We start from the raw sequence: 26,076 nt of genomic DNA on the forward strand, positions 1-26,076 counted from the left end.
GCTCAGGAGTAAATTGCAATCAACGGCGGATCGCCAGCCTTGCCGCCAGCCACGTGATGAACATCAGCGCAAAATCGACCGGAAGCCATGCGCGCACGGCTTCGGTATCCGCCATGCTGAAGGGGGTCAGATATAGCGCAAGCCCTGACAGATCGTCAGGCATCGACACGATCACGATGGCGGCCACGTTATTGCAAAAATGCACGGCAATCGCGGGGCCAAGGTTCCCTGCACGCGCTGTGAGGTCAGCCATCAGCATCCCAAACACCCCGGCCCAAAGCGCAATAATCAAAGCATTTTCGCCAAGTTCATTTGGCATATAGTGACCAAGCGCAAAAAGGAATGACGGCAGTACCATCCAGACAAGCGGCGTCTTGAAACGCGCGGCCAGTTGTTGCTGAACATACCCGCGAAATACGATTTCTTCGGCGCTGACCTGTACGAATACCGCCACGAGCGAAAACGGCAACAGTAGTACCCATGTTCCAAGTTCCAGATTGGGCACCAGCGGGTCCCCCAAATCCCACGGTGGCAACAGAAAGATAACGACACTCACAACCACCAGCAGCCGGACAACCGCAGAGAATTGTGCAACCGCAAGGCCAAGCGGACCAATCAAACTGGCAAAAGACCGCTGATGAAGCACCCGCGCCACGATTGTGACACCCAATGTCATCAAGGCAAAACTACCCAACAGCAGAAACATCGCGGCGGGAGTTTTCCCGGACAGCAGGTCGTCAAAGAAACTGCTATCTTGCGGGCCGGTCATGTTGAAAACCAACGTGAACAGCAAGTTGTTTAGCAGCAGGTATATGGCGGAGGCGGCCAAAAACCCAACGATCACACGCCAAAGGGCAGCTGTCGGAACTGCAGGCGCAATGAAACTTTGGTGCGCTGAGTAGGGCGGCATTATTCGTTTTTCCATTTCGACGGTTCTGGCCCCTTATATTCGCGAGGGATATCGATAGACGCCGCGCGAAGCAGATTTGCCGCGCCCGTCAAATGCGACGAAACCGTCCGTAGCAAGCTGAGCAAAATCACTTTGTCGTTCTTAACAACCGAACTGAACTGTTCGCCCCCGATCCGCAGGAACTTGCTATCCTCAAGAGCAACAAAATCAAACTGGCGCGGGTCATTCATGATCACGGCAAGATCACCAATCAGGCGACCCTCTTCCACCGTTGAGACATGGTGCCTTTCGCCTTCTTCATCCTTCCAGAATAGCTCGCTCGTGCCTGACAGACACAAGTAAACCGCATCAGGCCGCTCCCCCTGGCTAAAGATTGTCTGCCCTTCGGCCACGGGAAACCATTGCGCCGCAAAAGCCAAAAGCCGTTGGTTGCGGGGCGTGAGATTTCTGAACAATTCATTATGCGACACGATATCCAGCTTGCGACGCAGGTCACCCGATATGCTGTCGCCATGATGTGGTGCGTCGCTTTTCGCCACGCCGTCGATGCGCCCGCCCTTGATTTCGATAAACATATCGAAATCTTCGGGTCGTTCAAAGGTCGCATCGAGGTAAATCTGGGTGGTATCGGGCAACAAGGTGCTCAGCTTGTCGCGCACGATGGCAAGGCGTTTCCAGTCTTGTTCGGCAAGCGATTGATCCAGAACCAATATGTCTGGCCGCTTCATCGCTGCCCGACTAAACGCCGCGCGTTCCTGAAACTCGGTCGAGATATTCGAGCCGGCAATTTGGGTCGGAATATTGAATGCGTTGACTGTCACATCCTGTTTCAGATCGTGTTCCTTGAACACATCCGACACCACATCCATCACCAGATCGGCCCGCAACCCGGCAACCTGCGATATCCGCCCGTAAAGCGCGTTTTCCAGAATCGTCAAACGAGGCAGATACGTTGCAGGCGCGATCGGAACAAACATATCCTTGGTCCGCTCGCGCATCTTCCATCCTTGCTGCTTGCGAATTTCGAGGATTTCACGCTTGAACGGCTCGGGAAATGCAGGGCCAATCTGTTCGGCTGTAAAGGCAAACGGTACAGTCAAAAGCAGTGCAAACTCGTCTTCGTTCAGCGCCTCATCCCCGTGGTTGCGGCGACGCAATGCAATATCGACCAATTTCTCGTACAGCTCTTCGTCGATGCCAAGCGCTGTGAAAAGCGGGTGATCCGTACCATCGCGTCCAAAGGTTTGGTGCAGCGCCTCAACCACCGTTTGCGAGATTGCGATACCCTGCTCAGCTAGACCCAGATCGAAAATCATCGCCAGAAAGCTGCGTTCAGATGCAAGGGCAGTCTGCGAAATACTGCGCATGGGGGCCGCGAACATCAGGTTACCACCCAAGGCCATCGACGGGTTGAACTCATCAGGATCAAACCGATAAATAGCCGTATCAAGCCCTTGCTCTTTTAGTCTTTTGTAGACCTCTTCGCGGACGCCAACAATTCTCTCGGCCAGCTCGGGGCGGTCGTCCGGGTCCATATAGTCCGTGACCATGCGCCTGAACATGATCTCTTCCGTGCCGATGGCATTGACCAGTTTGTACCACCAGTGATTGATATCCTCGCGGGAGTTCAGTTCAGCCAATCCCGGGTCCAGCCAATCTGCACGGGTGCTGTCAGTGCTGTTGCCAGCGCGCCTGGCTTCGATCTCGTCCCAGTCCTTTTTATTGGGTTCCCAAGGCACGGTTTTCGGGCTGGTCCGCAAAGACATCAACAAATTATCGCCGATTGTCCCTTGGAAAATATAGGGGTGCGCGTGGGCATACCCGATGCGCGCTGCCAGAACCGCCTGATGCAAATCACCCAGATCATGGCCTGCCATTTTGATCGATCCCCGCGTCGGGGTGATCTCTCGGGTTAATAATTCAGCCAATGCCCTGCGTTCGGATTGATTGGGGATCTGGATGGCGACGCGCGCGCCCATGGGAATGTCGATGTTAATATCGTCCAGCAGCACATTCCCGTCTGTGTTGCGCACGGACACGTGATTTAAATTGATCGGCCCTTTTAGGTGGGGGATTTCTAGGGGTTCGCCTTCGAACAAATGTTCGGGGATCATATTACTCGGGGCAAAGCGTTCGGTCACAATTTCCCAGCGAATGGCCATATCCTGCGTCTGGTTGTAATAGGTCAGCAGCTCTTTCCACGGGCTTGAGAGGTCTTTGTAGGCAGCAAGTGCGGCCACAAGCGCACCAACAGTAATATTCCCGGCAATGACCAAATAGCCGCCGACGGCATAGAAAAAGAACGGCGTCAGTTGGGTGATGAAGTTATTGAGGAACTTCATGAAGAACTTTTTCTGATAGATCTGGAAACGGATCTTGAACAGCGCCCCAAGCCGGTCGGTGAACTTGGCCAACCTGAACCGCCAGCCGCCATTGGTTCGCAAGTCGGTGATCCCTGCCGCGGTTTCCCCGATTTCGGATGACAGCGCGCGCACCTCTTTGATCCGCGCCTTGTTCAGCAGGTTGATCTGCCGTTGCAGCATCGGGATCAGATAGGCCTGCAAGGGGATCAACGCGACGCCCGCCAAACCAAACCACGGCGATTGTATGAACAAAAACAACAAGATAATCAGCATCTGACCGGCTTGGAACACCGGCTGGGCAACCGCGTCGCCCATCAACCCGCCCATCGGTTCGGCCTCTGAGGTGACCATCGACACCAGTTCGCCTTGGCTGGTGTTGCTGTAATAGCTGCGCGGAAACCGCATCATGCGAGAAAGCAACTGATAGCGAAACCGCCGCAAAAGCCGTTCAGACAAAACGCCCTTCATCGTGTTCAGCCGCATTTTCATGAGACCGTGCACAAGAACCGACGCCAGATAGGCAAAGCACAAGGCGAACAGGAACTGCACCTGCGACAGTTCTACGCCAAAAACATCGATCGCATTCGATTCAGCCCCGATGGCATCGTTGATAATGCGCTTGGGCAGTTCAAGTGTGATGTAGAGAAAGGGAAAAGTGACGAGCGTCAGGATCAATAGAAGGATCTGATCTCGGCTGGAATATTTCCATATAAAGGAAAAAATCGATCGCTCCATCCGGGTCCACTTTCGCTGGGCAGGCGTCACGCCTGAGGGTCCAAATGAACCTAAGGCCACACAGCCCTCTATTCAACCGACCGCTTGAGCCTTGCAGCGAAACCGCTGGATGGCTATTCCGGAGTAAATATCCATTCAGGAAGGCGTGCAGATGTCCACCAACAACCGTTTTGATAAATCCAAATTGCCAAGCCGGCACGTAACCGAAGGGCCAGAGCGCGCACCGCACCGGTCCTATTACTATGCCATGGGTATGACGGAAGAGGAAATTCATCAGCCGCTTGTTGGCGTCGCCACCTGCTGGAACGAGGCTGCACCTTGTAACATTTCGCTGAACCGTCAGGCCCAAGCTGTCAAAATCGGCGTACGCGCCCAACAAGGGACGCCGCGGGAATTCACCACGATCACCGTAACCGACGGTATCGCAATGGGTCACGAAGGCATGCGATCCTCGCTCGCCTCGCGCGAGGCGATTGCGGACACGGTTGAGCTGACCATGCGCGGTCACTGCTATGATGCGATTGTGGGTCTAGCGGGCTGCGACAAATCCTTGCCCGGCATGATGATGGCAATGATCCGTCTGAACGTGCCGTCTGTCTTTCTTTATGGCGGATCGATCCTGCCGGGCAAAGCGCCCGCAGGTGCCGATGTGCCTGCCGACTTTGCAAGCCGTGACTTGACCGTACAAGACATGTTCGAGGCCGTTGGTAATTTCCAAAACGGCACCATGTCAGAAGCAGCGCTTGAGATTCTTGAACGCGTTGCTTGCCCAAGCGCGGGTGCCTGTGGTGGCCAGTTCACCGCCAACACAATGGCCTGCGTGTCCGAAGCCATCGGCCTTGCGCTGATGAACTCATCCGGCATGCCTGCCCCCTATGTTTCCCGCGATGCCTATGCCGAAGCATCCGGCGAAGCGGTCATGAACCTGATCGAAAAGAACATCCGCGCCCGTGATATCTGTACCCGCGAAGCGTTTGAAAACGCGGCGCGCATCGTGGCCTGCACTGGCGGTTCGACCAACGCGGGTCTGCACCTGCCAGCCATGGCGCACGAAGCTGGCATTGATTTCTTCTTGGATGACGTTTGTGAAATCTTCCGCGACACGCCGTACTTTGTCGATATGAAGCCAGGCGGTGCCTATGTCGCAAAAGACCTATATGATGCAGGCGGCGTGCCGGTTGTGATGAAAGAACTGCGCAAAGCGGGTCTGATCCACACAGATTGTATCACCGCGTCTGGCCGTTCCATCGGCGAAGAACTTGACCGGATTGACCGCGAGGCGGACGGCAAAGTCATCCACGCAATTTCCGATCCGATCAGCAAAACTGGTGGCGTTGTCGGCCTCAAGGGCAACCTTGCCCCCGAGGGTGCCATCGTGAAAATCGCCGGCATGTCCGAGGAAGACATCGTTTTCACCGGCCCCGCGTTGATTTTTGAATGCGAGCAAGACGCGTTTGAGGCGGTGCAAAACCGCGCCTACAAAGAAGGAGACGTATTCGTGATCCGCAACGAAGGCCCCGCAGGCGGCCCCGGCATGCGCGAAATGTTGGCCACAACGGCGGCCCTGTCCGGCCAAGGCATGGGCAAAAAGGTCGCCCTGATCACCGACGGTCGTTTCTCGGGCGCGACACGCGGCTTTTGTGTGGGTCACGTCGGCCCCGAAGCAGCACATGGCGGCCCAATTGCCCTGCTGCAAGAGGGCGACATGATCACCCTGAACGCCATTGAAGGGTCCATCAGCGTTGACATCAGCGACGAGGAAATGGCCAAGCGCAAGGCGGCATGGCCCGGTGCGCGCAAAACCAACTACCAAAGCGGTGCATTGTGGAAATACGCGCAGCTTGTTGGCCCCACCTATCTGGGTGCCGTGACGCATCCCGGTGCAAAGGCGGAAACCCATGACTACATGGACCTGTAAAGGTTCGTTAGCCGCGATTGGATTCATGACCCTGACAGCTTGCGAAGCTGGTCAGGGTCAATTCAGCCTAAATCCATCCGGCACATCCACTATCCCTGTCACACGCGGCATGATGGCCGGAGGCGCGGTTTTGGTCGCGCCATCGGGCTTTTGTATCGATCAGGCCAGCCTGACCCCCGATTTTCTGGTGATGATGCGTTGCGACATCTTGGGTGCGCAGGACGCGGCCGGGTCCGCACCACGCGGGTTAATCACCATTAGCCTTGCAAACAGCGACACTGGCACGCTCCCTTCTGCCGCACAAATCGCCACCGCCAGCGGGCTGCGAGACGTCACCGCTGTCCAAACGACCAAGGGCATCGTGACCTTTCGTGCGCTCGGAAAAATTCCTGTTGGCGGGCTTTCCCCGGTTCATTGGCGCGGTGCAGTCATTATCGGCAACCAGATTGCTGGCGTCGCGGTTTACGGGCCCGAGAACGGCCTGATCACCACCAGTGTCGGCCGGGATATCCTGCTGACGCTGGCAGAGGAAAGCATCAAAGCGACACCCGAACCGGTGACAAGCGTGCCCCTCAAAAACTGACCACGCAAACACGCGGCAATTCATTTGAACCAATGTGCTTGAGACGATAGAGTTCTGCGACATAGACGACCGAAAAACGGGGCAGCAGGCACATATGGCCAAATTTGGCACTCAGCTTTTGAACGCCGCAGTATCTAGGTGGACCTCGCGCAGATGGGCCCGTAATGCCCGAAAAGCGAACGATGTTCCTTTGGAAACCCTGCGGTGGCAATCTCAGGAAGCTTGGGCGCTCAAGACCCGTTTGGACGGCTTCATTCAAGCAGCGCAAGAACGCATGGCCCTGCCAGTCGTAGGGTCCACAAAGTTCAGCAAACCACATAACGCAGACTGGTCCTGGCGACCTGCCCTGTGGCGCGCCCCGCTGCCTGTGCCCGGTCTGTCATCAGCCAAGACAAAGGCAAAGCTGGGCACCGAAGTCACCCTCTTCCACGATTGCGCGCTGTCAGAACTGGGCGTCCGGCAATTGCGCAACCTGCGCGAGGCTGATCTGGCCCCGTATGGTTTGCGCCTTGATGTGTTCCGATTTGACGGGTCGTTTCTATCCCTTGTTCTGGACCTGCCAGAGGGCTTTGTAGACGGGCTGAAACGTACACATCTTTTGCAGTTGCGCACCATCGTCGAGATGGAAAAACCAATCGAGATATTTGCGCGATTGAACATCCGCCACGGGCCGAACACCGAACAAATCGTGCGCGAACTTCCCGTTGATCAACCCGACGTCATGGTTGAATTCGATCTCGCCTATTCCACCATAAACGAAAAACGTGTGGAAAAGGCGTGGATCGATCTGATTTTCGAGGGTCCGGAAATGAACGAGATCATTCTGCGTGACATGACATTCTCGCGCCGGCCGCGCGCACCGCTTTAGGAGTTTTTGGATGAGCACGTTAAAACTGACAAAAACCCGAATGCTTGAAGGGATGTGGCAGGGTATCGTTACCGGGTCGGGCGATACCAAGCCTGACATCGCCGTCACCCACGGGAACGCAGATGTCCCCGATTTCAAATTGGCCAAAAGTGACACCGCCGATCATTGGTCTTTGACCATTCCAGTGCCTGCCAGCGCGATTGCGGATGGCATCCAGGTTATTGTGGTAACCGACAATGATGCCGGTCAAAAAATTGGCGACGTCGTTATTATTGGCGACGAGGTGACAAACATCGATCAGCGGGCAGAGCTGGAATTGCTGCGCGCTGAGCTTGATATGCTCAAGCGCGCGTTCAGACGGCATTGCGTCGAGACAAGCTAACGGCCACCCGGCCAAAGGCTTATTTTCACCATCCCCTCAGCCTATCAAAATGCCTTGTAAGCATATGATTTGACTGTGCAAACGGCTGTTAAACCGCCTAAAATGCTGCGCAGCATTTTTTCTGTGCTGCGCAGCGAAAAGGCCGCCCTATTACGGGGCGGCCTTTCGTTTTCAGTCGATCTGCGAGGGCTATAATGCCTTTGCGGATTAGTCCTTTGGACCCAAGGCGGACAGACCTTTGAGGATATCAATCGCATAGGCCAATTGATAATCCTCCTCGCGAAGGGCCGCTGCTTCTTCGGCTTTTTCGCGATCTGCCATGATCTGTTCGATCTCGTCTTCGGTCAGGCTGTCGTTATTCAGGCTACCGCGCAGGTCAGCCTCGGACCGCAAGGGACGGCTGTTTGCGTCATCCTCTTCGCCAGCAGGCTTAAGCGGGGGCTGTGCAACCACGATGTCGGGCGATACGCCGACCGCCTGAATGGACCGACCCGACGGTGTATAATACCGCGCTGTTGTCAGGCGCATAGCGCTGTCGCCGCGCAGCGGCATGATGGTCTGGACCGATCCTTTGCCAAAGCTTTTCGTACCCACAACGATCGCGCGACGGTGATCTTGCAAGGCACCAGCGACAATCTCGGACGCCGATGCAGACCCGCCGTTGATCAACACAACGATAGGCTTGCCTTGGGCCAGATCGCCGGGCGTCGCGTTGGTCCGGTCACTGTCGGCTGAATCGCGACCACGTGTGCTGACAATCTCGCCTTCTTCAAGGAACGCATCTGAAACTGCGATGGCTTGGTTCAGCAAGCCGCCGGGGTTGTTGCGCAGATCGATGACAATACCGCTGACCTTGTCGATACCACCGGCTGCTTCGATCTGTTCTTCCAGACCTTCCTTAAGCTTGGGGTAGGTTTGTTCGTTAAACGTGGTCACGCGCATCACCACCGCATTGCCAACAGTGCGGCTACGAACCGCCGTCAGCTGGATCGTGTCGCGCACAAGGGACACATCGAACGGCTCGCTCTCGCCTTCGCGCACGACGGTGATGATGATTTCAGACCCAACCGGCCCGCGCATCAATTCAACTGCGTCATCCAGTGTCAGACCCAGCAGGCTTTCGCCGTCAACATGGGTGATAAAGTCACCGGCTTCGATCCCCGCCTCGGACGCAGGCGTTTCGTCAATCGGCGAGACGACTTTGACAAAGCCTTCCTCTTGCGTGACCTCGATGCCCAATCCGCCGAACTCTCCACGGGTTTGGTCGCGCATTTTTAGCGCGTCTTTGGGCGACAGATAGCTGGAATGCGGATCAAGAGACGTCAGCATGCCATTAATGGCCGCCTCGATCAGTTCTTCTGTATCGACTTCCTCGACATACTGGGCGCGGATGCGTTCGAATATATCACCAAACAAATCAAGCTGCTCATAGACATTGCTGGTCTTGGCCGCTTCTTGGGCCAGCAAAGGGCCCGCAATTTGCGTCGTTGCGATCACGCCTGCCAGCGTGCCACCAACGGCGGCCATCACAAATTTCTTCATATGCTCATCCATCCTTGTCGGTTAGGAACCATTCTGCCGGGTCCTGTGGGATATTATTCTCTCTTACTTCTATGTAGAGCGTTTCTGAACGCTCGACACCAGCCCCCTCACTATTAGGTGACAAGGCATTATCAGTGCTTAACGACGGGGCACCCATCAAACCAATCGGTGTTCCCGCTGCAATCACCTGACCCGCAGCACCATAAACTGTATCCAAGCCAGCCAATACAAATAAGGTATCTGCCCGAGGCTCAAGGATGATCACGTTGCCAAGATCCAAAAGCTGGCCGGTATAGCGGATTGTCGCCGCTGTCGGGGTCGTCACAATCGCGCGGGGCCGCGTTGCAAGGATCATGCCGGGCCGAACAACGCCGGCCGCGTCGGCCTCATTCGCGCCGCGCAGAACCAGCCCCTGCACCGGCAAGGGCAGTTCCCCCACTTGACCGTCAATATGCAACGGGGCGGGTTCGATCTGTTCGGTCGTCATTTGCGACAGGCCACTGGCAAAACCCGAAAGCGTTTCCGACGTCGAAATCAGAATTGCCGTGCGCACGGGGTCTTCGGTGAACCGTTTGGGCAGTTCGGTGCGGTTGGCCATGGCTTTGTTCAGCTCGGTGCGGGCGCGCTGTATTTCGGTCAGCCCGTCCTGAAGGCGCTGCGCCGCATCCGTTTGCAAGGTCCGCAGAGTTTGCACGTCTTTCAAATCCTGCCGCAACTTGTCGGCACGTGCATTCAATGTGGGCGTCAGTTCGGCCAGCAACATGCCAGCGCGGGCAGTCCCGATAGGGCCAGCGGGGTGCAGAAATAGCGTTGGCGATGGGTTGCCGCCGATGCTTTGCAAGACACCCAGCAACTGCGCCACCTCGCCATCGCGCGCCTCCAGTTTTTTGCTAAGCTGCGCCTCGTTGATCGCCGCTTGCCGCAGCCCCTCGCGCATGGCCCCCAATCCAACCTCGAAGGCTTGGATCGTTTGGGTCAACGCCTGAACCCGGTCGCGTGCCCCTTCTGCAGCATCCAATTTCGCCGATGCCCGCTCAAGATCGCCCATCGCGCGACGTGCCTGATCCGCCGCCTCGGTCTGCGCAAAGGCAGCCAAGGGCCAGATCAGCAGGAAAAGGGCGAAAATCCGCTTCATTCCAACAACGACTTCCCGGTCATCTCGGTGGGCTGTTCAAGCCCCATCAACTGCAAAACCGTCGGGGCCAGATCGGCCAACCGACCCCTGCGCAATTTGGCACCCTCAGGGCCGCCGACAACCGCGACCGGCACGGGGTTCAATGTATGTGCCGTATGTGCGCCCCCGGTTTCGGGATCAATCATCGTTTCGCAATTGCCATGATCCGCGGTGATGATCATCGCGCCACCGACGGCATCAAGCGCCTTCAACACGCGGCCAAGCCCTTGGTCCACGGCCTCGCAGGCGGTGATGGCAGCCGCCAGATCGCCCGTGTGCCCCACCATGTCAGGGTTCGCATAGTTCACCACAATCAGATCATAGCGCTCGTTGATCGCCCCGACAAAACTGTCGGTCACCTGCGCCGATGACATCTCGGGTTGCAGGTCATAGGTCGCGACATCGGGTGACTTGGGCATAAAGCGGTCTTCACCGGCGGCGGGGGTTTCCTCCCCTCCGTTCAAAAAGAACGTCACGTGCGGGTATTTTTCCGTCTCGGCCAGCCGGAACTGACGCAAGCCATGCTGCGCCACCCAAGACCCCAGCGTGTTCACGATCTGCGGTTTGGGATACATCGTTGACGTATAAATGCTGTGCGCTTGTGAATATTCGGCCATCCCCATCAAGCCCGCCCAATCCGGCCTGACGCCTGTGTCAAACGCGTCAAAGTCAGGGGCACCGATGGCCGCCATAATCTCGCGGGCGCGGTCGGCACGGAAATTCAGACAGAACAAGCCGTCGCCATCTTTGGCACCCTCATAGCCGGCAATCACCGTCGGCTGGATGAATTCATCGTTTTCACCACGCTCATAGGCGGCATTAACTGCCTCAAGCGCCGTAGCTGCGGTTGTTTCCCCCTGCGCTTGAACAATCGCGCGATACGCTTTGGCGACCCGGTCCCAGCGGTTATCGCGGTCCATCGCGAAATAGCGGCCCGTAACAGTCGCAATCTGTACGCCACTGGGCAGATTATCATTCAACGTCTCAAAGAACCCGAGCGCCGATCTCGGGGCCACATCGCGGCCATCGGTCAAGGCATGGATCACCACGGGAATACCTTGGTCGTGCAACGCGTTTACAGCGGCAATCATGTGGGACAGATGACCATGCACCCCGCCATCCGACACCAAGCCCATCAAATGCGCCGTGCCGCCGGTCTTTTTCAGTTTGGCGATAAAATCCAGCAGCGGCGGGTTCTTGGCAAAGCTGCCCTGTTCAATCGCGAGGTCGATCTGGCCCAAATCCATCGCGACAACACGCCCGGCACCAATGTTGGTATGCCCGACCTCGGAATTGCCCATCTGCCCCTGGGGCAGACCCACGTCAGGCCCGAAAGTGGTCAGCGTGGCACTGGGACAATTCTGCATGATCCAATCGAAATTCGGTGTTTTCGCCAGCAAAGGCGCATTGCCCTCGGCCTCGGCGCGCTGCCCCCATCCATCCAAGATGCACAATACGACGGGTTTGGGGTGTGCCATGGGACGATTGCTCCGAAAATTTAGATGTTTTGCACCTTTTAACTGTAGATTGCCCTATGGTGAACCCAATTCATTCTAGATTACAAACTTGTACAGTTCCGCCGCCCAAAACATGGCCCGCCCCTTGCCCTGCCGGCTTGGTTTGGTCATAACGATAGCGCATCCAAAGCCAAGGACGACCACATGACATTGCAAGCCCCAGAAACCCGCATCGTGAACACATGGCGCGTCGCGTGCGACGGCGGCGAAGGCGCTTTGGGCCACCCGCGCGTCTGGCTGCAAATCCCGCATGACAAAGGCTGGGTTGAATGCGGCTATTGCGACTGCAAATTCATCCACTCAGATTTTGAGGGTAAGGTCTGAGGAAACCCGCAAGATGGCTGGGTGTGATGGCACTGGTGCCCGCCCTCTATCTGATGGCCGCCATATATGGCGCGATTATCCCCGGAAGCGCTGTACCTGACACCTCGGAAAAGACACGCAGCATTTTGCTGGTCAGCGGCCCGATCCACTATGATTTGGTACTGCCGCTTGACGACATGACACAGAAACATTTTGCCCCGCTGACTGCCCAAGGTATCCGGCTGGATCATCCTGCGGCGCAGTGGCTGGTGATCGGTTGGGGGGCACAGCATTTTTACACGCAAACCCGCGCCTCGACCGATCTGGGCCTGTATGCGCTGTGGCGCGGGGTTGTCGGGGACAGCTCTGTTTTGCGCTTTGATACCGCCGGTGCGCTGCCTCACGATCTAGATGCAAGACGCCTTGCCCTCACCGACCGAGAATACGCAACCTTGCTGGCTGAGGTTTGGGACAGTCTATCGACAGACGCCGATGGCCAGCCCATCACTGCCAACGTGGATGGTTTTAATCAAACCGATGGCTTTTTCGCCGCCAAGGGGCGGTTCAATATTCTGCGCACCTGCAATGTCTGGATCGGTGACAAGCTGCGCGCCGCAGGCCTGAGGTTCGGCGTCTGGACACCAATGCCCCTGTCGGTCAGCCTGTCCTTTGATCTTTACCAAGCGGAATGAGGCACGGGCTGGACGCTCCGCGGGGAGTTTATTTGGCAAAATGAAATAGGCGTCTGAGCAGAATGGCGGCTGGAAGGCGCGGATGCTTCGTGGCAAAAGGGGGCAATCACCAAGGGGAGCACTGATATGTCCGGCACATTTGGCAAGGGTCACCATCTGCATCTGATCGACGGATCGGCGTTTATTTTTCGCGCCTATCACGCGCTGCCCCCGCTGACCCGTAAATCGGACGGGTTGCCCATTGGTGCCGTCGCCGGATTTTGCAACATGTTGCATCGCTATGTCGAAGGGAACACCGGACCGGATGCCCCGACCCATGCCGCCGTGATCTTTGACAAAGGCAGCCATACATTTCGCAACGATATGTATGATTTGTACAAAGCCAACCGCGAGGCCATGCCCGAGGATTTGCGCCCCCAGATCCCATTGACCCGCACCGCGACCGAAGCCTTCAATATCGCCTGCAAGGAAAAGGAAGGCTTTGAGGCCGATGATATCATCGCGACCTTGGCGGTGCAGGCGCGCGCTGCTGGCGGGCGTTGTACCATTATCAGTTCGGACAAGGATTTGATGCAACTGGTCGGTGACGGCGTCGAAATGCTGGACGCCATGAAAAACAGAACCATTGACCGCGAGGGCGTATTCGAGAAGTTCGGCGTTTATCCTGAACGCGTCGTAGATGTGCAGGCCTTGGCGGGCGATTCAGTTGATAACGTGCCGGGCGCGCCCGGTATCGGCATCAAAACCGCCGCATTGCTGATCAACGAATACGGCGATCTGGACGCTTTGCTGGAGCGGGCCGACGAGATTAAACAGCCCAAGCGCCGCCAGACCTTGATTGACCACGCCGACCAGATCCGCCTGTCACGCAAGTTGGTTTTGTTGGACGAAAACACCCCACTGGACTTTACGCTCGATGACCTTGAGGTGCGCGAACCTGATGCCGACAAGCTGTTGGGGTTTCTGGCTGAAATGGAGTTCCGCACACTGTCCAAGCGCGTGGCGGAGGTGCTGGGCAAAGAGGCCCCGGTTATTGAAGAACCAAAGGTCGTTGAAAACGGTGTCGAAGTGGCGGAAGTCCCCTTTGACAGGGACAATTACGAGCAGGTGAGCGACGCCAAGGCATTGCAGGCCTGGATCGACCGGATTTACGAGTTCGGCTATGTCGCGGTGGATACCGAGACGACGGGCCTTGATGAAATGGTCGCGGATTTGGTGGGCATTTCGCTGTGTGTTGAACCGGGCAAAGCTTGCTATATCCCATTGATCCACAAAACCCATTCCGCGGATGATTTGTTCGGCTCGGATGATCTGGCCGAGGGGCAGATGCAGACGGAGGAAGTTCTGCGGATGCTGACGCCGATGTTGACCGACCCGTCGATCATCAAAATCGGCCAGAACATGAAATACGACAGCAAGATTTTCGCCCAAGTCGGCATTGCGGTCGCGCCGATTGATGACACGATGTTGATGTCCTATGCGATGCATGCCGGGCTTCATAGTCACGGGATGGATACGCTATCGGAACGTTATTTGGGCCACACGCCGATCCCCATCAAACCGCTGCTGGGGTCTGGCAAATCCGCGATCACCTTTGACAAGGTGCCGCTTGCCGATGCTGTGCCCTATGCCGCAGAAGACGCTGATATCACCTTGCGTCTGTGGCAGCTGTTCAAACCGCAATTGCACCGTGTGCAGGTGACCAAAGTTTATGAAACGCTTGAACGCCCCTTGGTGCCAGTGCTGGCCGCGATGGAGCGGTCAGGCATCAAGGTGGATCGCGACACCCTAAGCCGGATGTCCAATGCCTTTGCCCAGAAAATGGCGGGCTTGGAAGACGAGATTTACCAGATGGTCGGGCGCAAGTTTAATGTCGGATCGCCCGCGCAGGTCGGTGAGGTTCTGTTTGACGACATGGGCCTTGAGGGCGGCAAAAAGGGTGCGAACGGGAAATATTCGACCGGTGCGGACATATTGGAAGACCTTGCCACCGAACATGATTTCCCACGTCGCATTCTGGATTGGCGGCAACTGTCCAAGCTGAAATCAACCTATACCGACGCGTTGCAAGAGCACATCAACAAAGACACTGGCCGCGTTCATACATCCTATTCAATCGCCGGCGCATCGACGGGCCGATTGGCATCAACCGATCCTAACCTGCAAAACATCCCGATCCGGTCCGAAGAAGGCCGCCGCATCCGCGAGGCATTCGTTGCCGAAGAGGGCAAGGTTCTGGTCGCACTCGATTATTCCCAGATCGAACTGCGCATTCTGGCCCATATCGCCAATATCCCAGCGCTCAAGCAGGCGTTCAAGGACGGTCTAGACATCCACGCCATGACCGCGTCCGAAATGTTCGATGTACCGTTGGATGAAATGACACCGGATGTGCGCCGTCAGGCCAAAGCGATCAACTTTGGTGTGATTTACGGCATTTCCGGCTTTGGTCTGGCGCGCAACTTGCGCATTCCACGCGCCGAAGCGCAGGGATTCATCGACCGCTATTTCGAACGCTTCCCCGGCATTCGGACCTATATGGACGACACCAAGGCATTCGCCAAAGAACACGGTTATGTTCAGACCCTCTTTGGCCGCAAGATCAACACGCCCGAGATCGCTGCCAAAGGGCCGCGCGCCGGATTTGCCCAGCGCGCCGCGATCAACGCCCCGATCCAAGGCACGGCCGCCGATGTCATTCGCCGCGCCATGATCCGCATGCCCGACGCGATCCAGGATATTCCCGCAACGATGCTGCTGCAGGTTCACGATGAACTGCTGTTCGAGGTGGAAAAGGGTGCCGAGGACGATTTGATCAAGGCGGCCCGCGATGTGATGGAGAATGCAGCCGACCCCGTGGTCAAGCTGGATGTGAAGCTGACCGTGGATGCTGGCGTTGGCGCGAATTGGGCCGAGGCGCATTAAATTGCGCCCGGTCATACGGAACTGAACCCGCCTTAGAACGTTCCTTTCAGAAGTTTTTTGGAACCTATGGGCGGGTTCGTTCATTTTTCCCGTAATTAGTGCGCCTTCCCAGTGAAGCGCCGCCAATAATAATACGAGGGAACAATGGACACAAAAAATCTACCATCACTGCCTTTGGCGCTGTTACCGGTTGTCTTAACCTTGGGCCTTTTGGCGCTTCAGCTTTTTTATTATGGTGATTTCACCCCCCACATCCCATTGATCATCGGCCTTGCCATTACGTCACTGCTGGGAGTCATGCGCGGGCAAAAATGGATGGACATCCGCGAGGGCGTGTTTCACGTGATCCATGTTTCCTTGCCATCCTTGGCCGTCTTGATCGTTGTCGGCATGATCATCGGCGTTTGGATCGCATCAGGCACTGTCCCCACGCTTATCTACTATGGTCTTACATTGCTAAGCCCGTCGATATTTCTGGCGGCGGCGATGGTCCTTTGCGCGGTTGTCTCGCTCTCATTGGGGACAAGCTGGGGCACGGTCGGGACCATCGGCTTGGCGTTGATGGGCATTGGGGCGGGTTTTGGTATTCCGGCCTATTGGACAGCGGGTGCTGTCGTTTCGGGCGCGTTCTTTGGCGATAAAATCTCGCCGTTGTCTGACACCACAAACTTGGCACCTGCTGTCACCGGCACAAATGTGTTCGACCATATCAAGAACATGTTGCCCACCACGATCCCGGCTATGGTCATCGCGCTGGTGATCTATATCTCGGTCGGTTTTATGTTGATTGATGGCTCGGCAGGCGACGTTACCAGCATTCAGCAGATTACATCGGGCTTGGATGCACGGTTTAATCTGGGTGTGGTTCCCCTGATCCCCGCTTTGATTGTCATTGTCCTGGCCTTAATGAAACAACCGCCCCTTCCATCCTTGTTTGCCGGTGTTCTTGCCGGCGCTTTGATCGCGATCTTCTGGCAAGGTGCGGGCGTTCACGACGTATTTGCCTTTGCCCAATCGGGGTATTCGATTGATACCGGCATCGCTGACATCGATAGCCTGCTAAACGCGGGCGGCATTCAGTCGATGATGTGGACAATTTCACTGATGCTAATCGCGCTTGGTTTTGGCGGGGCACTTGAACGCACCGGCTGCCTTGAAGCGATCATCATGGCCATTGTCAGCCGTGTGAAGACTTTCGGCGCGGTCCAAAGCTCTGCCATTGGGACGGCATTTGCGACCAATATGGTTGCGGGCGATCCCTATATCTCGATCGCGCTGCCCGGCCGCATGTATGCGCCGCTATACCGTGGGATGGGGTATTCGACCCTGAACCTTAGCCGCGCCGTAGAAGAAGGCGGCACGCTGATGAGCCCGCTTATCCCGTGGAACGCAGGGGGTGCATTTGTGATCTCGGCGCTTGGGCTGGGGGTGATGGATGGCAATCTGACCAACCTTCTGTACATCCCGCTTGCATTTGCATGCTGGACTGCCCCGTTGATCGGCGTGTTTTACGCGCTAACGGGCCTATTCTCGCCCCGTGCGACAGATGCAGACCGGGCAGAGTGGGACAGATCAGGCGAAGATGTCATGGACCTTGGCGATCACGAACTGGCCTATGAGGAAGAACCGGCACAAGCCTGATCCATCAGGGCACTTGCAATAAGGGGCCGCAGCATTTTGGATGCTGTGGCCTTTCGCCCCTCAGGCAGGGCCGTCCTTGATCAATTTCGCGACGATGCGCCGCGTTATGGGGGCCACGACCAAAACAGTGGGGAATGCCACCAGCCAACTGGTGATCCACGCACCGATCCACAGGCCAAATGATCCCTCTACCAGCCCCGCCGTACGGGTGATCGCGATCCCCGATACGATAAAGGACATAAGCCCCGAAAGAATAAATCCGAAAACGACGGGCGCAAATCTTGCGGGTATCATAGCATTTTCATCCAGTTCAGGCTGTCTTCGGTCTTGGGGCCTGGGGTGTACTCCCCACTGATCCAGCCATCATAGCCCGCGCCCGCCATCGCCGTAAACAGACCCGCAAAATCGATATCACCGCTTCCGGGCGTGCCACGATCCGGGGTGTCACCGATCTGGACATGCACAATATCAGCGCGATAGGTTTCAAAGGTTTCAATCGCATCACCATGGATCATCTGCGCATGGTAGCTGTCGTACTGCAGGCCGACATTCTTCGCCGAGACTTCATCAAGCACGCGTTTGGCCAACTCATAGTCGTTCAAAAAATACCCCGGCATCTCCACAGGGTTTAACGGCTCGATTGTCAGCATCAGGCCGTCGGGCGCGGATTTCCCGGCCCAGACCAGGTTTCGGCAAAAGGTTTCAAACGCCGCGTCCCCTTGGGCATTGCCAGCCATCACATGCACAAACCGCGCATCCAGCGCCTCGGCATATCGAAAAGCGCGCACCATATCCTTGCGAAAGGTCTGGACAGACTCAGGCACTGCAGCGAACCCGCGCGGCTGCCCAGCGGGGGCCAACGGCGGCGCATTGATCAAGATCAGCTCCAATCCGTTCGCCACACAGGCAGCTTTGGTATCGCCCACCGGCACGTCATAAGGAAAGAGCACCTCGACCGCCTTAAACCCCGCCTGCGCCGCAGCGTCGAACCGATCCAGATAAGGCAGCTCTTGCCACAAAAGGCTTAAATTCGCGGCAGGTTTCATGCGTCTAAGGCTCGCTTTATGTTGCATCCGCCTTTGTTAGCAAAACCCCACGGAAAGGCAAACGCGACGTGCGGCTATTCAGGTAATTCGCTTGAGGGGATAAGCCCGAAAAACTGCCCGCCCGACCAAACGCCAAACCAGCCGTCGTGATGTTCACCCAAATCCACAAGCCGGTAAAAGCTTTTGCGATCGATCAGCGCCTCCAGATTGCGGCGCACACGGACATAGGGCGATGGCTCACCAGTCTCGGAATCGCGCTCAACTCGGATCGGCAGATCGTCACTGGCTGTGGCGATATCATCAAGGTTGGTCTGGAAAGTAATCTTCTGTTCGCGCCCTTCGCCTTCAACCTCGAAATCAATGGCAACAAATGGCGCGTCTTCGACGCGAATCCCGACCTTCTCCACCGGCGTAACCAGAAAGTATTTGTGGCCCTCACGTATCAAAATTGACGCAAACAGCTTGACCAAACCGCGCCGACCGATAGGCGTGCCTTCGTGAAACCACGTACCGTCGCGCATGATCTCCATGTCGATGTCGCCACAAAATGGCGGGTTCCAGCTTTCTACCGGCGGCAATCCGCGTGTTTTTGCGGCAGAAACAGACGCAGCAAGGTCCGTCGCTGTTGGAGTCACGGTTTTTTGTCCACTCATTGCTTTTGCCATTTCCAGTTCACAAGATACACTTACATCTAACCTATATAAATCGAAGGACGCAAAAGTCATGACCGAAGCCAGCGATATGGTAGCAGATATTGAAGCACTCGGCGACAAGCTGGCACAGGCCAAAGCGTCGATTACTAATCGTTTTATCGGACAGGAACGCGTTGTCGACCTGACATTGGCAGCACTGCTGTGCGGCGGCCACGGTTTGCTGATCGGGTTGCCGGGTCTTGGCAAAACGCGTCTGGTCGAAACCCTTAGCACCGTGATGGGTTTGGATGGCAACCGCGTGCAGTTCACACCCGATCTGATGCCAGCCGATATTCTGGGGTCCGAGGTGCTGGATACCGCCGCCGATGGCAGCCGCGCGTTTCGTTTCATCGAGGGGCCGATATTCTGCCAACTGCTGATGGCCGACGAAATCAACCGCGCCTCGCCGCGCACGCAATCGGCTTTGCTGCAAGCGATGCAGGAAAAAACCGTGACGGTCGCAGGCCAAGACCGCCCGCTTGGCGCGCCTTTTCATGTTCTGGCCACGCAAAACCCGATTGAGCAGGAAGGCACCTATCCCCTGCCCGAAGCACAGCTTGACCGTTTCCTTGTGCAGATCGATGTGGCCTATCCCGATCGCAAGACCGAGCGCGAGATTTTGCTGGCCACAACCGGCGAAGGCGACGCACAGGCGACTCAAGTATTTACCGCTGAGGAGCTTTTGGCCGCGCAAGCGTTGCTGCGCCGCATGCCTGTCGGTGACAGCGTGGTGGAATTGATCCTTGATCTGGTCCGCGCCTTCCGCCCGGACGAGGCTGACGCAAGCCCCCGTGTGCGCGAGACCGTCGCCTGGGGCCCAGGACCCCGTGCGGCGCAGGCCTTGATGCTGACGGTGCGCGCACGCGCCTTGTTGCAGGGTCGCTTGGCCCCCTCCGCCGAAGACGTAATTGATATGGCGCGCCCGGTCCTAAGCCACCGGATGGCGTTGAACTTTGCCGCGCGCGCACGTGGAGACAGCCTGAACGATCTGATCGACAGCACCGCGGCCAGCCTGACCGGGAAAAAGGCTGCAGCGTGATCACCCCCGTATCCCTTCGCGCAAAGGCCGAAGAACAGGCCGCGCGGTTTCCGGACCTATTGGCACGGGCGGAACATTTGGCCGGTGCTGTGTTGCTGGGGTCGCACGGACGACGGCGCGCGGGCGGCGGGGATGATTTTTGGCAGTACCGCCCGGCCCAGACAGGCGACAGCCGCCGCCGCATTGATCACCGTCGTTCCGCACGAGGTGATCAGGAATTCGTGCGCGAACACGAATGGCAAATCGCGCAATCGGTCATGTTGTGGGTCGATCAAGGGGCCTCTATGCGCTTTTCCTCGGACCCGAACCTGCCGCAAAAGGCAGACCGCGCACGGTTGCTGGGTCTTGCTGTTGCTATCCTGTTGCAGCGCGGCGGAGAACGCGTCGGGCTGACAGGCACCGCCTTGCCACCACGCTCCGGTAGACCGCAGCTGTTGCGGTTGGCCGAGATGCTGTCGCAAGACGATGCCGACGATTATGCCCCGCCCGAACACCGCGCAATGATCCCCCATGCGCGTGCCGTGTTTATCTCAGATTTCATGGGCGATCTTGACGGGATCACCCTTGCGCTAACCAAGGCCGCTGATCGGGGTGTTCGGGGGGTATTGTGCCATCTACTGGACCCGTCCGAGGAAGCATTCCCGTTTTCCGGAAGAACCATATTTGAAAGCGTTGGCGGCACGTTGCGGCACGAGACATTAAAGGCCAGCGATCTGAAGTCCCGCTATCTTGAACGCCTTGCCGAACGCAAAGCCGAACTTCAGCGCCTGTGCGCGTTGACCGGTTGGCACTATGGCCTGCATCATACAAACGCCTCTGCCCAATCGGCCCTGCTGTGGCTGTACGCAGCGCTTGATACACGTGCGGGGGCGGCAGCATGACAATTTTGGGCGGCATAGGGTTTTCTGCACCTTGGCTTTTGCTGGGGCTCATTGCGCTGCCTATTCTTTGGCTGATCCTGCGCGCTGTTCCCCCCGCACCAATCCGCCAACGGTTTCCCGGTGTTGCATTGCTGTTGGGCCTGACCGACGACGAAAGCGTTTCTGACCGCACCCCGTGGTGGTTGCTGCTTTTGCGCATGCTGGCCGTTGCCGCGATTATCATCGGGCTGGCTGGCCCCGTTTTGAACCCACAAGACCAACAGGCCGATGGCTCTGGCCCATTGCTGATTGTGCTGGATGGATCATGGGCCGGGGCAACCCGCTGGCAGCAACAGTCGAAAGTGATTGACGCGCAACTGACCCGCGCCGCCCGCGCCAATCGCACCGTGGGTTTTCTGACCCTCACCCGCCCCGAGGAACCTGTATTCCAATCCGCAGATGTGTGGCGCACGCGACTTGCAGGTTTGCAGCCCGCGCCATGGCAACCGTCAGACGCTAACGTGATCCGCGCGATTGAGATTACCAAGACATTGGACGGCTTTGACACGCTTTGGTTCAGTGACGGTTTGGATTACCCAAGCCGTCGCGCCATGCTGGATGCGCTTCAGAATCAAGGGTCGGTCGACGTCTATCAAACCGGTGCGAACGTGCTGGCGATGGCCCCTGCCAGCTATAAGGATGGTGCCATCACCTTAACCGTCAAACGTGCCATCGCGGGTCCCGCCCGCGAGGTTACGCTGAACGCCCAAGGCCGCGACCCGGCGGGGAACGCCCGCATCCTTGCCACTGTGCCCGCCCAGTTCGATGATGGCGCAACCCAAGCCACCGCCGCGCTGTCCTTACCAGCCGAGCTGCGCGCCCGGATCACGCGGTTTGATATCGCAGGGCAGCGGTCAGCCGGGGCGACAACGCTGGTCGACGACGGGTTGCGCCGCCGCGAGGTTGCCCTAATTGCAGGCCGCGAAAACCGCGAGGGGCTAGAGCTGCTATCGCCCCTCCACTACATCGAACGCGCCTTGGCCCCGACCGCCGATATTATCGACGGGTCCCTTGCAGATGTTCTGCCTGCCAATCCTGATGTGATCGTGCTGGCGGACATCGCGACCCTGTCCGAGGCCGAACAAGCGCCCCTGCAAGAATGGATCGAGGCCGGTGGCATGTTGGTGCGTTTTGCAGGCCCGCGCATTGCCGCCAGCGATATTTCACGCGATACCGAAGACCCGCTAATGCCCGTGCGCCTGCGCGCCGGAGGCCGCAGTGTCGGCGGTGCAATGAGCTGGGGAGAGCCGAAATCGCTGGATAGTTTCCGCGAAACCTCGCCCTTCTTTGGCCTCGATATCCCTGACGATGTGGTCGTTTCTGCCCAGGTCGTCGCCCAGCCCGACCCGACCCTTGCCGACCGGGTCATTGCATCACTTAGCGATGGGACACCGCTGGTGACACGCAAGGCGCTTGGTCAGGGTCAAGTCGTCTTGTTCCACGTCACCGCAACCGCAGAATGGTCAACCTTGCCCCTGTCCGGCGTGTTCGTTCAGATGATGGAAAGGTTGGCGATCTCCTCCTCCGCCGCGTCGGTTGAGGCACAGGATTTGCAAGGCACGACATGGACGCCGCTGCGCATTATGGACGGGTTCGGCCAGCTCAAAGACGCAGGCAACCTGCCCGGTGTTGATGGCGCTGATCTAGCATCAGCCGCCGCTGGCCCCGCGCTGCAACCGGGCATCTACGCGTCAGGCGACCGCCGGATCGCCCGCAATGTGGTCACTGACGATACGCAGCTGACAGCAACCACTTGGCCCGCCTACGTGCCCGTGCATGGCCTGTACGTCGCGCCCGAAATGCCCTTGGCCGGTTGGCTGCTAAGCCTGTCAATTTTGCTGCTGCTGGCCGATGTCATCGCATCACTGGCGCTGTCGGGACGTTTGATGAAACGCAGCAATCTTGCGGCAATCCTGTTGGTTCCCTTGATGCAATTCCCAGCCCCCGTCGATGCACAATCGGCAGATGACTTTGCCCTAAACGCCACGGCGGAAATGACGCTGGCCTATGTCATCACCGGAAACACACCCGTTGATGAGCTGTCAGAGGCAGGGTTGCGGGGGCTTTCCGATACCCTGTTTTTCCGCACGTCGGTTGAACCCGCGAACCCCATCGGCGTGAATCTTGAGACTGACGAGCTGGCGTTCTTCCCGATGCTGTATTGGCCGATCACGCCCGATCAACCTCGCCCGTCAGGCGATGCTTATGCGAAACTCAATGCCTATTTGCGGTCTGGCGGGCTGATCCTGTTCGATACCCGTGACGCTGATATTTCGGGCTACGGCGGGGCCAGCGCAAACGGTCGCAAGCTGCAAGACCTTGCGGCACCACTGGATATTCCCCCGCTTGAACCGATGCCCAGTGACCATGTGCTGACCCGCACCTTTTATCTGCTACAGGATTTTCCGGGCCGCTATGCGGGGCGCGATATCTGGGTCGAAGCGTCGCCACCCGATGCCGAACAGGTCGAAGGCATGCCCTTTCGCAACTTGAATGACGGCGTCACACCAGTTGTGATCGGCGGCAATGATTGGGCCGCAGCTTGGGCGGTTTCGTCCAACGGCGCGCCAATGGTGCCTGTGGGCCGTGGTTTCGGCGGCGAACGGCAGCGCGAACTGGCGTATCGCTTTGGCGTCAATCTGGTCATGCATGTGCTGACCGGCAATTATAAATCAGATCAGGTCCATGTGCCTGCCCTGTTGGATCGGCTGGGCCAATGACCTCGACCATCGTTTTTCACCCAATGATCCCGATGGTGTTGCTGGCCGTGGTTGGTGTGATCGCCGTTGCTGCGGTGATCTTGGCCGTGATGCGCGGGTTGCAGGGCTGGGCCTTGCGCGGGCTCGCCATGTTGGTCGTGCTGGCCGCGCTGTCTGGCCCGTCCTTTCAACAAGAAGACCGCGCGCCACTCAGCGACATCGTGATCATGTTGGAAGACAACAGCGCCAGCCAAAAGCTGGGCGGGCGCGAGGGGCAAAGCACACAAGCCGCCGACGCCTTGGCCGCGACGATCGCCGCGCGTGACAACACCGAATTACGCCGCGTTCAAATCCCCGACGGCCCGGGCGATACCGGCACACAGCTGATGACCGCGCTTGCGGACGCTTTGGCCGAAGAACCCCGCGCCCGGATCGCCGGCATTCTGGCGGTCAGCGATGGCCGCATCCACGATGCCGATCTGCCCGTTGATCTGCCGGCCCCCTTGCATCTGCTGATGACCGGCAAGGAAACCGACTGGGATCGTCGCCTGACCGTGCGCAACGCGCCCGCCTTTGCGATTATTGGCGAACCGGTCACTCTAACCTTGCGGATTGATGATCTGGGGGCAGCCCCCGATTTGGGCGGCCTTGCACAGCTGGACATATCCGTTGACGCCCAAGAGCCGCAGTCGTTTCGGGTGCCCATTGGTCAAGACCTCGACCTGCCCGTCACGCTGCCCCATGGCGGGCGTAACGTGATCCGGTTTTCCCTGCCAGAAGCGGACGGGGAACTGACCGACCGCAATAACGCGGCGTTGATCCAGATGAACGGTGTCCGTGACCGCCTGCGTGTGTTGCTGGTCAGCGGTGAACCGCACCCCGGCGGGCGTACATGGCGCAACCTGTTGAAATCCGACAGCTCTGTCGATCTGGTGCATTTCACCATCCTGCGCCCCCCGGAAAAGCAAGACGGCGTGCCGGTTGATGAGCTGTCTTTGATCGCCTTTCCGACCCGCGAATTGTTTATGGAAAAGATCGATGACTTCGATCTGATCATCTTTGATCGCTACAAGAGGCGCGGCATCCTGCCGGGGCTGTATCTGGAAAACGTGGCCAACTATGTACGCCAAGGCGGTGCCGTTCTGGTGGCTGCAGGCCGTGATTTCGCGAGCGCCGACAGCCTGTTCCGGTCGCCCCTTGGCGCTGTTCTGCCCGCAACCCCGTCGGCCCGCGTGATCGAAGAACCGTTTCTGCCCCTCGTGTCCGATCTGGGTGATCGGCATCCCGTGACAGCGAACTTGCCCGGAAATGGCGATTGGGGCCGCTGGCTGCGCCAGATTGACGTCACCAACCCCAAAGGGTCGGTTGTGATGACCGGTCAGGATGACCGCCCTTTGCTGATTTTGGACCGGGTGGAAAAAGGCCGGGTCGCGCTGCTTGCCTCGGATCACGCGTGGCTTTGGAACCGTGGGTACGAGGGGGGCGGCCCGCAGCTAGAACTGCTGCGCCGTCTTGCCCATTGGATGATGAAAGAACCCGAGCTTGAGGAAGAAGCGCTGACCGCCACTGCCGAGGGTCAAACCATGCGGATCATCCGCAGAACATTGGGCGACACCGTGCCCCCCGTCACCATCACCGCCCCTGATGGGACCACTGTCGAAATCCAGCTAGTTGAAACAGCCCCCGGCATGTTCGAAGGGACGTTCGAGGGGCCAGATATTGGGCTCTACCGCCTTGAGAACGGGGATCAGGTCAGCGTGATCGGCCTTGGCCCCGCCGCGCCGCGTGAATTCGTTGATACGATTACAAGCAGTGAAACCATGGCACCGATACTGGCCGCAATGCGCGGTGGCGTGGCCCGCATCGAAGACGGCCTACCCCGTATTCGCGAGGTGAGGGCCGGACGCCCCGCCGCTGGGCGCGGATGGATCGGCCTGACCCCGCGCGATGCTTATGAGACCCGCGATGTGCGGCAAACCCCGATCCTACCCGCTTGGCTTGTCCTGTTGCTCAGCGCGGCGCTGATCATCGCGGCGTGGCTGCGCGAAGGGCGGCGATCCTAACGCAAAACCGCCCGTATCCGCGCAGGTCTTAAACAGTTGTTCACCTCGTTCGCTGAATGTCTGT

The 26,076-nt window shown here is 57.9% G+C and carries 20 protein-coding genes; 12 read left to right on the forward strand and 8 right to left on the reverse strand.

Translation table 11 applies throughout. The features are described 5' to 3' along the window. Nucleotides 1–19: 19 nt before the first annotated feature. Together WNY39_RS08185 and WNY39_RS08190 are read right to left on the reverse strand one after the other, a co-directional pair. A complete protein-coding gene (locus tag WNY39_RS08185; protein ID WP_342845081.1) occupies nt 20–910 on the reverse strand; it encodes a CPBP family intramembrane glutamic endopeptidase in 891 nt (296 codons plus the stop codon). Further along, entirely contained in the window at nt 910–4,008 is a 3,099-nt protein-coding gene (locus tag WNY39_RS08190) for an ABC transporter transmembrane domain-containing protein (protein WP_342845082.1), read from the reverse strand. Before WNY39_RS08190 ends, WNY39_RS08185 begins: the two co-directional genes overlap by 1 nt. Before the next feature lie 151 nt (nt 4,009–4,159). Between WNY39_RS08190 and ilvD the strand changes: the two genes are divergently transcribed. From ilvD to WNY39_RS08210, 4 genes are all read left to right on the forward strand, one after another. Continuing rightward, the gene (gene ilvD, locus WNY39_RS08195; RefSeq protein ID WP_342845083.1) at nt 4,160–5,926 is read left to right on the forward strand and encodes a dihydroxy-acid dehydratase; all 1,767 of its coding nucleotides are present in this window, start codon (nt 4,160–4,162) and stop codon (nt 5,924–5,926) included. A gap of 25 nt (nt 5,927–5,951) precedes the next feature. Continuing rightward, complete coding sequence (locus WNY39_RS08200) at nt 5,952–6,509, forward strand: hypothetical protein (protein WP_342845084.1); 558 nt, start codon at nt 5,952–5,954, stop codon at nt 6,507–6,509. A 94-nt stretch (nt 6,510–6,603) separates the two neighbouring features. Beyond that, the gene (locus WNY39_RS08205) at nt 6,604–7,377 is read left to right on the forward strand and encodes a DUF6478 family protein (protein WP_341232653.1); all 774 of its coding nucleotides are present in this window, start codon (nt 6,604–6,606) and stop codon (nt 7,375–7,377) included. Between the two features lie 10 nt (nt 7,378–7,387). Continuing rightward, nucleotides 7,388–7,759 (forward strand): hypothetical protein, encoded by a 372-nt coding sequence (locus tag WNY39_RS08210; protein WP_342845085.1) that lies wholly within the window; start codon nt 7,388–7,390, stop codon nt 7,757–7,759. A 207-nt stretch (nt 7,760–7,966) separates the two neighbouring features. On the opposite strand, the gene WNY39_RS08215 is transcribed toward WNY39_RS08210, so the two are convergent. From WNY39_RS08215 to gpmI, 3 genes are read right to left on the reverse strand one after another with little or no spacing between them, the layout of a single operon-like run. Further along, a complete protein-coding gene (locus WNY39_RS08215; RefSeq protein WP_341232655.1) occupies nt 7,967–9,301 on the reverse strand; it encodes a S41 family peptidase in 1,335 nt (444 codons plus the stop codon). A gap of 4 nt (nt 9,302–9,305) precedes the next feature. Then, nucleotides 9,306–10,436, reverse strand: a complete 1,131-nt coding sequence (locus tag WNY39_RS08220) for a peptidoglycan DD-metalloendopeptidase family protein (RefSeq protein ID WP_342845086.1) — start codon at nt 10,434–10,436, stop codon at nt 9,306–9,308. Further along, the gene (gene gpmI / locus WNY39_RS08225; protein WP_342845087.1) at nt 10,433–11,953 is read right to left on the reverse strand and encodes a 2,3-bisphosphoglycerate-independent phosphoglycerate mutase; all 1,521 of its coding nucleotides are present in this window, start codon (nt 11,951–11,953) and stop codon (nt 10,433–10,435) included. The genes WNY39_RS08220 and gpmI overlap by 4 nt, the downstream gene beginning before the upstream one ends. A gap of 183 nt (nt 11,954–12,136) precedes the next feature. On the opposite strand from gpmI, the gene WNY39_RS08230 reads away from it, so the two are divergent. From WNY39_RS08230 to nhaC, 4 genes are all read left to right on the forward strand, one after another. Continuing rightward, nucleotides 12,137–12,316, forward strand: coding sequence for a zinc-finger domain-containing protein (locus WNY39_RS08230; RefSeq protein ID WP_341232658.1), 180 nt, complete (start codon nt 12,137–12,139; stop codon nt 12,314–12,316). 26 nt (nt 12,317–12,342) lie between these two features. Continuing rightward, nucleotides 12,343–12,987 carry a TIGR02117 family protein gene (locus WNY39_RS08235; RefSeq protein ID WP_342845088.1) on the forward strand — a complete coding sequence of 215 codons (645 nt, stop codon included), beginning with the start codon at nt 12,343–12,345 and terminating at the stop codon, nt 12,985–12,987. A gap of 126 nt (nt 12,988–13,113) precedes the next feature. After that, the gene (gene polA, locus WNY39_RS08240) at nt 13,114–15,912 is read left to right on the forward strand and encodes a DNA polymerase I (RefSeq protein WP_342845089.1); all 2,799 of its coding nucleotides are present in this window, start codon (nt 13,114–13,116) and stop codon (nt 15,910–15,912) included. 144 nt (nt 15,913–16,056) lie between these two features. Then, entirely contained in the window at nt 16,057–17,553 is a 1,497-nt protein-coding gene (gene nhaC, locus WNY39_RS08245) for a Na+/H+ antiporter NhaC (protein ID WP_342845090.1), read from the forward strand. A 60-nt stretch (nt 17,554–17,613) separates the two neighbouring features. Here nhaC and WNY39_RS08250 read toward each other — a convergent pair whose 3' ends face one another. The 3 genes from WNY39_RS08250 to WNY39_RS08260 all read right to left on the reverse strand — a co-directional run bounded on the left by WNY39_RS08250 (nt 17,614) and on the right by WNY39_RS08260 (nt 19,252). After that, a complete protein-coding gene (locus WNY39_RS08250) occupies nt 17,614–17,847 on the reverse strand; it encodes a DUF2798 domain-containing protein (RefSeq protein WP_342845091.1) in 234 nt (77 codons plus the stop codon). Further along, nucleotides 17,844–18,599: a TIM barrel protein gene (locus WNY39_RS08255; protein WP_342845396.1), complete on the reverse strand. Its 756-nt coding sequence runs from the start codon at nt 18,597–18,599 to the stop codon at nt 17,844–17,846. Before WNY39_RS08255 ends, WNY39_RS08250 begins: the two co-directional genes overlap by 4 nt. 74 nt (nt 18,600–18,673) lie before the next feature. Next, complete coding sequence (locus tag WNY39_RS08260; protein ID WP_342845092.1) at nt 18,674–19,252, reverse strand: DUF1285 domain-containing protein; 579 nt, start codon at nt 19,250–19,252, stop codon at nt 18,674–18,676. 70 nt (nt 19,253–19,322) lie between these two features. On the opposite strand from WNY39_RS08260, the gene WNY39_RS08265 reads away from it, so the two are divergent. Genes WNY39_RS08265 through WNY39_RS08280 form a run of 4 tightly spaced genes read left to right on the forward strand, consistent with a single transcriptional unit; the run spans nt 19,323 to nt 26,012 of the window. After that, on the forward strand, nt 19,323–20,330 hold the full coding sequence (locus WNY39_RS08265; RefSeq protein WP_341232664.1) for a MoxR family ATPase: 1,008 nt from the start codon (nt 19,323–19,325) through the stop codon (nt 20,328–20,330). Next, on the forward strand, nt 20,327–21,211 hold the full coding sequence (locus WNY39_RS08270) for a DUF58 domain-containing protein (RefSeq protein WP_342845093.1): 885 nt from the start codon (nt 20,327–20,329) through the stop codon (nt 21,209–21,211). The genes WNY39_RS08265 and WNY39_RS08270 overlap by 4 nt, the downstream gene beginning before the upstream one ends. Beyond that, on the forward strand, nt 21,208–23,970 hold the full coding sequence (locus WNY39_RS08275) for a DUF4159 domain-containing protein (protein WP_342845094.1): 2,763 nt from the start codon (nt 21,208–21,210) through the stop codon (nt 23,968–23,970). Before WNY39_RS08270 ends, WNY39_RS08275 begins: the two co-directional genes overlap by 4 nt. Then, nucleotides 23,967–26,012: a hypothetical protein gene (locus WNY39_RS08280; protein ID WP_342845095.1), complete on the forward strand. Its 2,046-nt coding sequence runs from the start codon at nt 23,967–23,969 to the stop codon at nt 26,010–26,012. Before WNY39_RS08275 ends, WNY39_RS08280 begins: the two co-directional genes overlap by 4 nt. Nucleotides 26,013–26,076: the final 64 nt, after the last annotated feature.

Origin of the sequence: Sulfitobacter sp. AS59, assembly GCF_038899995.1 — a bacterium.
Taxonomy (GTDB): Bacteria; Pseudomonadota; Alphaproteobacteria; order Rhodobacterales; family Rhodobacteraceae; genus Sulfitobacter.

What these genes read in the sequence shown, in the direction of transcription:
- WNY39_RS08185 (WP_342845081.1), bottom strand. Translation starts at nt 910, where the DNA reads ATGCCGCCCTACTCAGCGCACCAAAGTTTCATTGCGCCTGCAGTTCCG.
- WNY39_RS08190 (WP_342845082.1), bottom strand. Translation starts at nt 4,008, where the DNA reads ATGGAGCGATCGATTTTTTCCTTTATATGGAAATATTCCAGCCGAGAT.
- ilvD (WP_342845083.1), top strand. Translation starts at nt 4,160, where the DNA reads ATGTCCACCAACAACCGTTTTGATAAATCCAAATTGCCAAGCCGGCAC.
- WNY39_RS08200 (WP_342845084.1), top strand. Translation starts at nt 5,952, where the DNA reads ATGACCCTGACAGCTTGCGAAGCTGGTCAGGGTCAATTCAGCCTAAAT.
- WNY39_RS08205 (WP_341232653.1), top strand. Translation starts at nt 6,604, where the DNA reads ATGGCCAAATTTGGCACTCAGCTTTTGAACGCCGCAGTATCTAGGTGG.
- WNY39_RS08210 (WP_342845085.1), top strand. Translation starts at nt 7,388, where the DNA reads ATGAGCACGTTAAAACTGACAAAAACCCGAATGCTTGAAGGGATGTGG.
- WNY39_RS08215 (WP_341232655.1), bottom strand. Translation starts at nt 9,301, where the DNA reads ATGAAGAAATTTGTGATGGCCGCCGTTGGTGGCACGCTGGCAGGCGTG.
- WNY39_RS08220 (WP_342845086.1), bottom strand. Translation starts at nt 10,436, where the DNA reads ATGAAGCGGATTTTCGCCCTTTTCCTGCTGATCTGGCCCTTGGCTGCC.
- gpmI (WP_342845087.1), bottom strand. Translation starts at nt 11,953, where the DNA reads ATGGCACACCCCAAACCCGTCGTATTGTGCATCTTGGATGGATGGGGG.
- WNY39_RS08230 (WP_341232658.1), top strand. Translation starts at nt 12,137, where the DNA reads ATGACATTGCAAGCCCCAGAAACCCGCATCGTGAACACATGGCGCGTC.
- WNY39_RS08235 (WP_342845088.1), top strand. Translation starts at nt 12,343, where the DNA reads ATGGCACTGGTGCCCGCCCTCTATCTGATGGCCGCCATATATGGCGCG.
- polA (WP_342845089.1), top strand. Translation starts at nt 13,114, where the DNA reads ATGTCCGGCACATTTGGCAAGGGTCACCATCTGCATCTGATCGACGGA.
- nhaC (WP_342845090.1), top strand. Translation starts at nt 16,057, where the DNA reads ATGGACACAAAAAATCTACCATCACTGCCTTTGGCGCTGTTACCGGTT.
- WNY39_RS08250 (WP_342845091.1), bottom strand. Translation starts at nt 17,847, where the DNA reads ATGATACCCGCAAGATTTGCGCCCGTCGTTTTCGGATTTATTCTTTCG.
- WNY39_RS08255 (WP_342845396.1), bottom strand. Translation starts at nt 18,599, where the DNA reads ATGAAACCTGCCGCGAATTTAAGCCTTTTGTGGCAAGAGCTGCCTTAT.
- WNY39_RS08260 (WP_342845092.1), bottom strand. Translation starts at nt 19,252, where the DNA reads ATGAGTGGACAAAAAACCGTGACTCCAACAGCGACGGACCTTGCTGCG.
- WNY39_RS08265 (WP_341232664.1), top strand. Translation starts at nt 19,323, where the DNA reads ATGACCGAAGCCAGCGATATGGTAGCAGATATTGAAGCACTCGGCGAC.
- WNY39_RS08275 (WP_342845094.1), top strand. Translation starts at nt 21,208, where the DNA reads ATGACAATTTTGGGCGGCATAGGGTTTTCTGCACCTTGGCTTTTGCTG.
- WNY39_RS08280 (WP_342845095.1), top strand. Translation starts at nt 23,967, where the DNA reads ATGACCTCGACCATCGTTTTTCACCCAATGATCCCGATGGTGTTGCTG.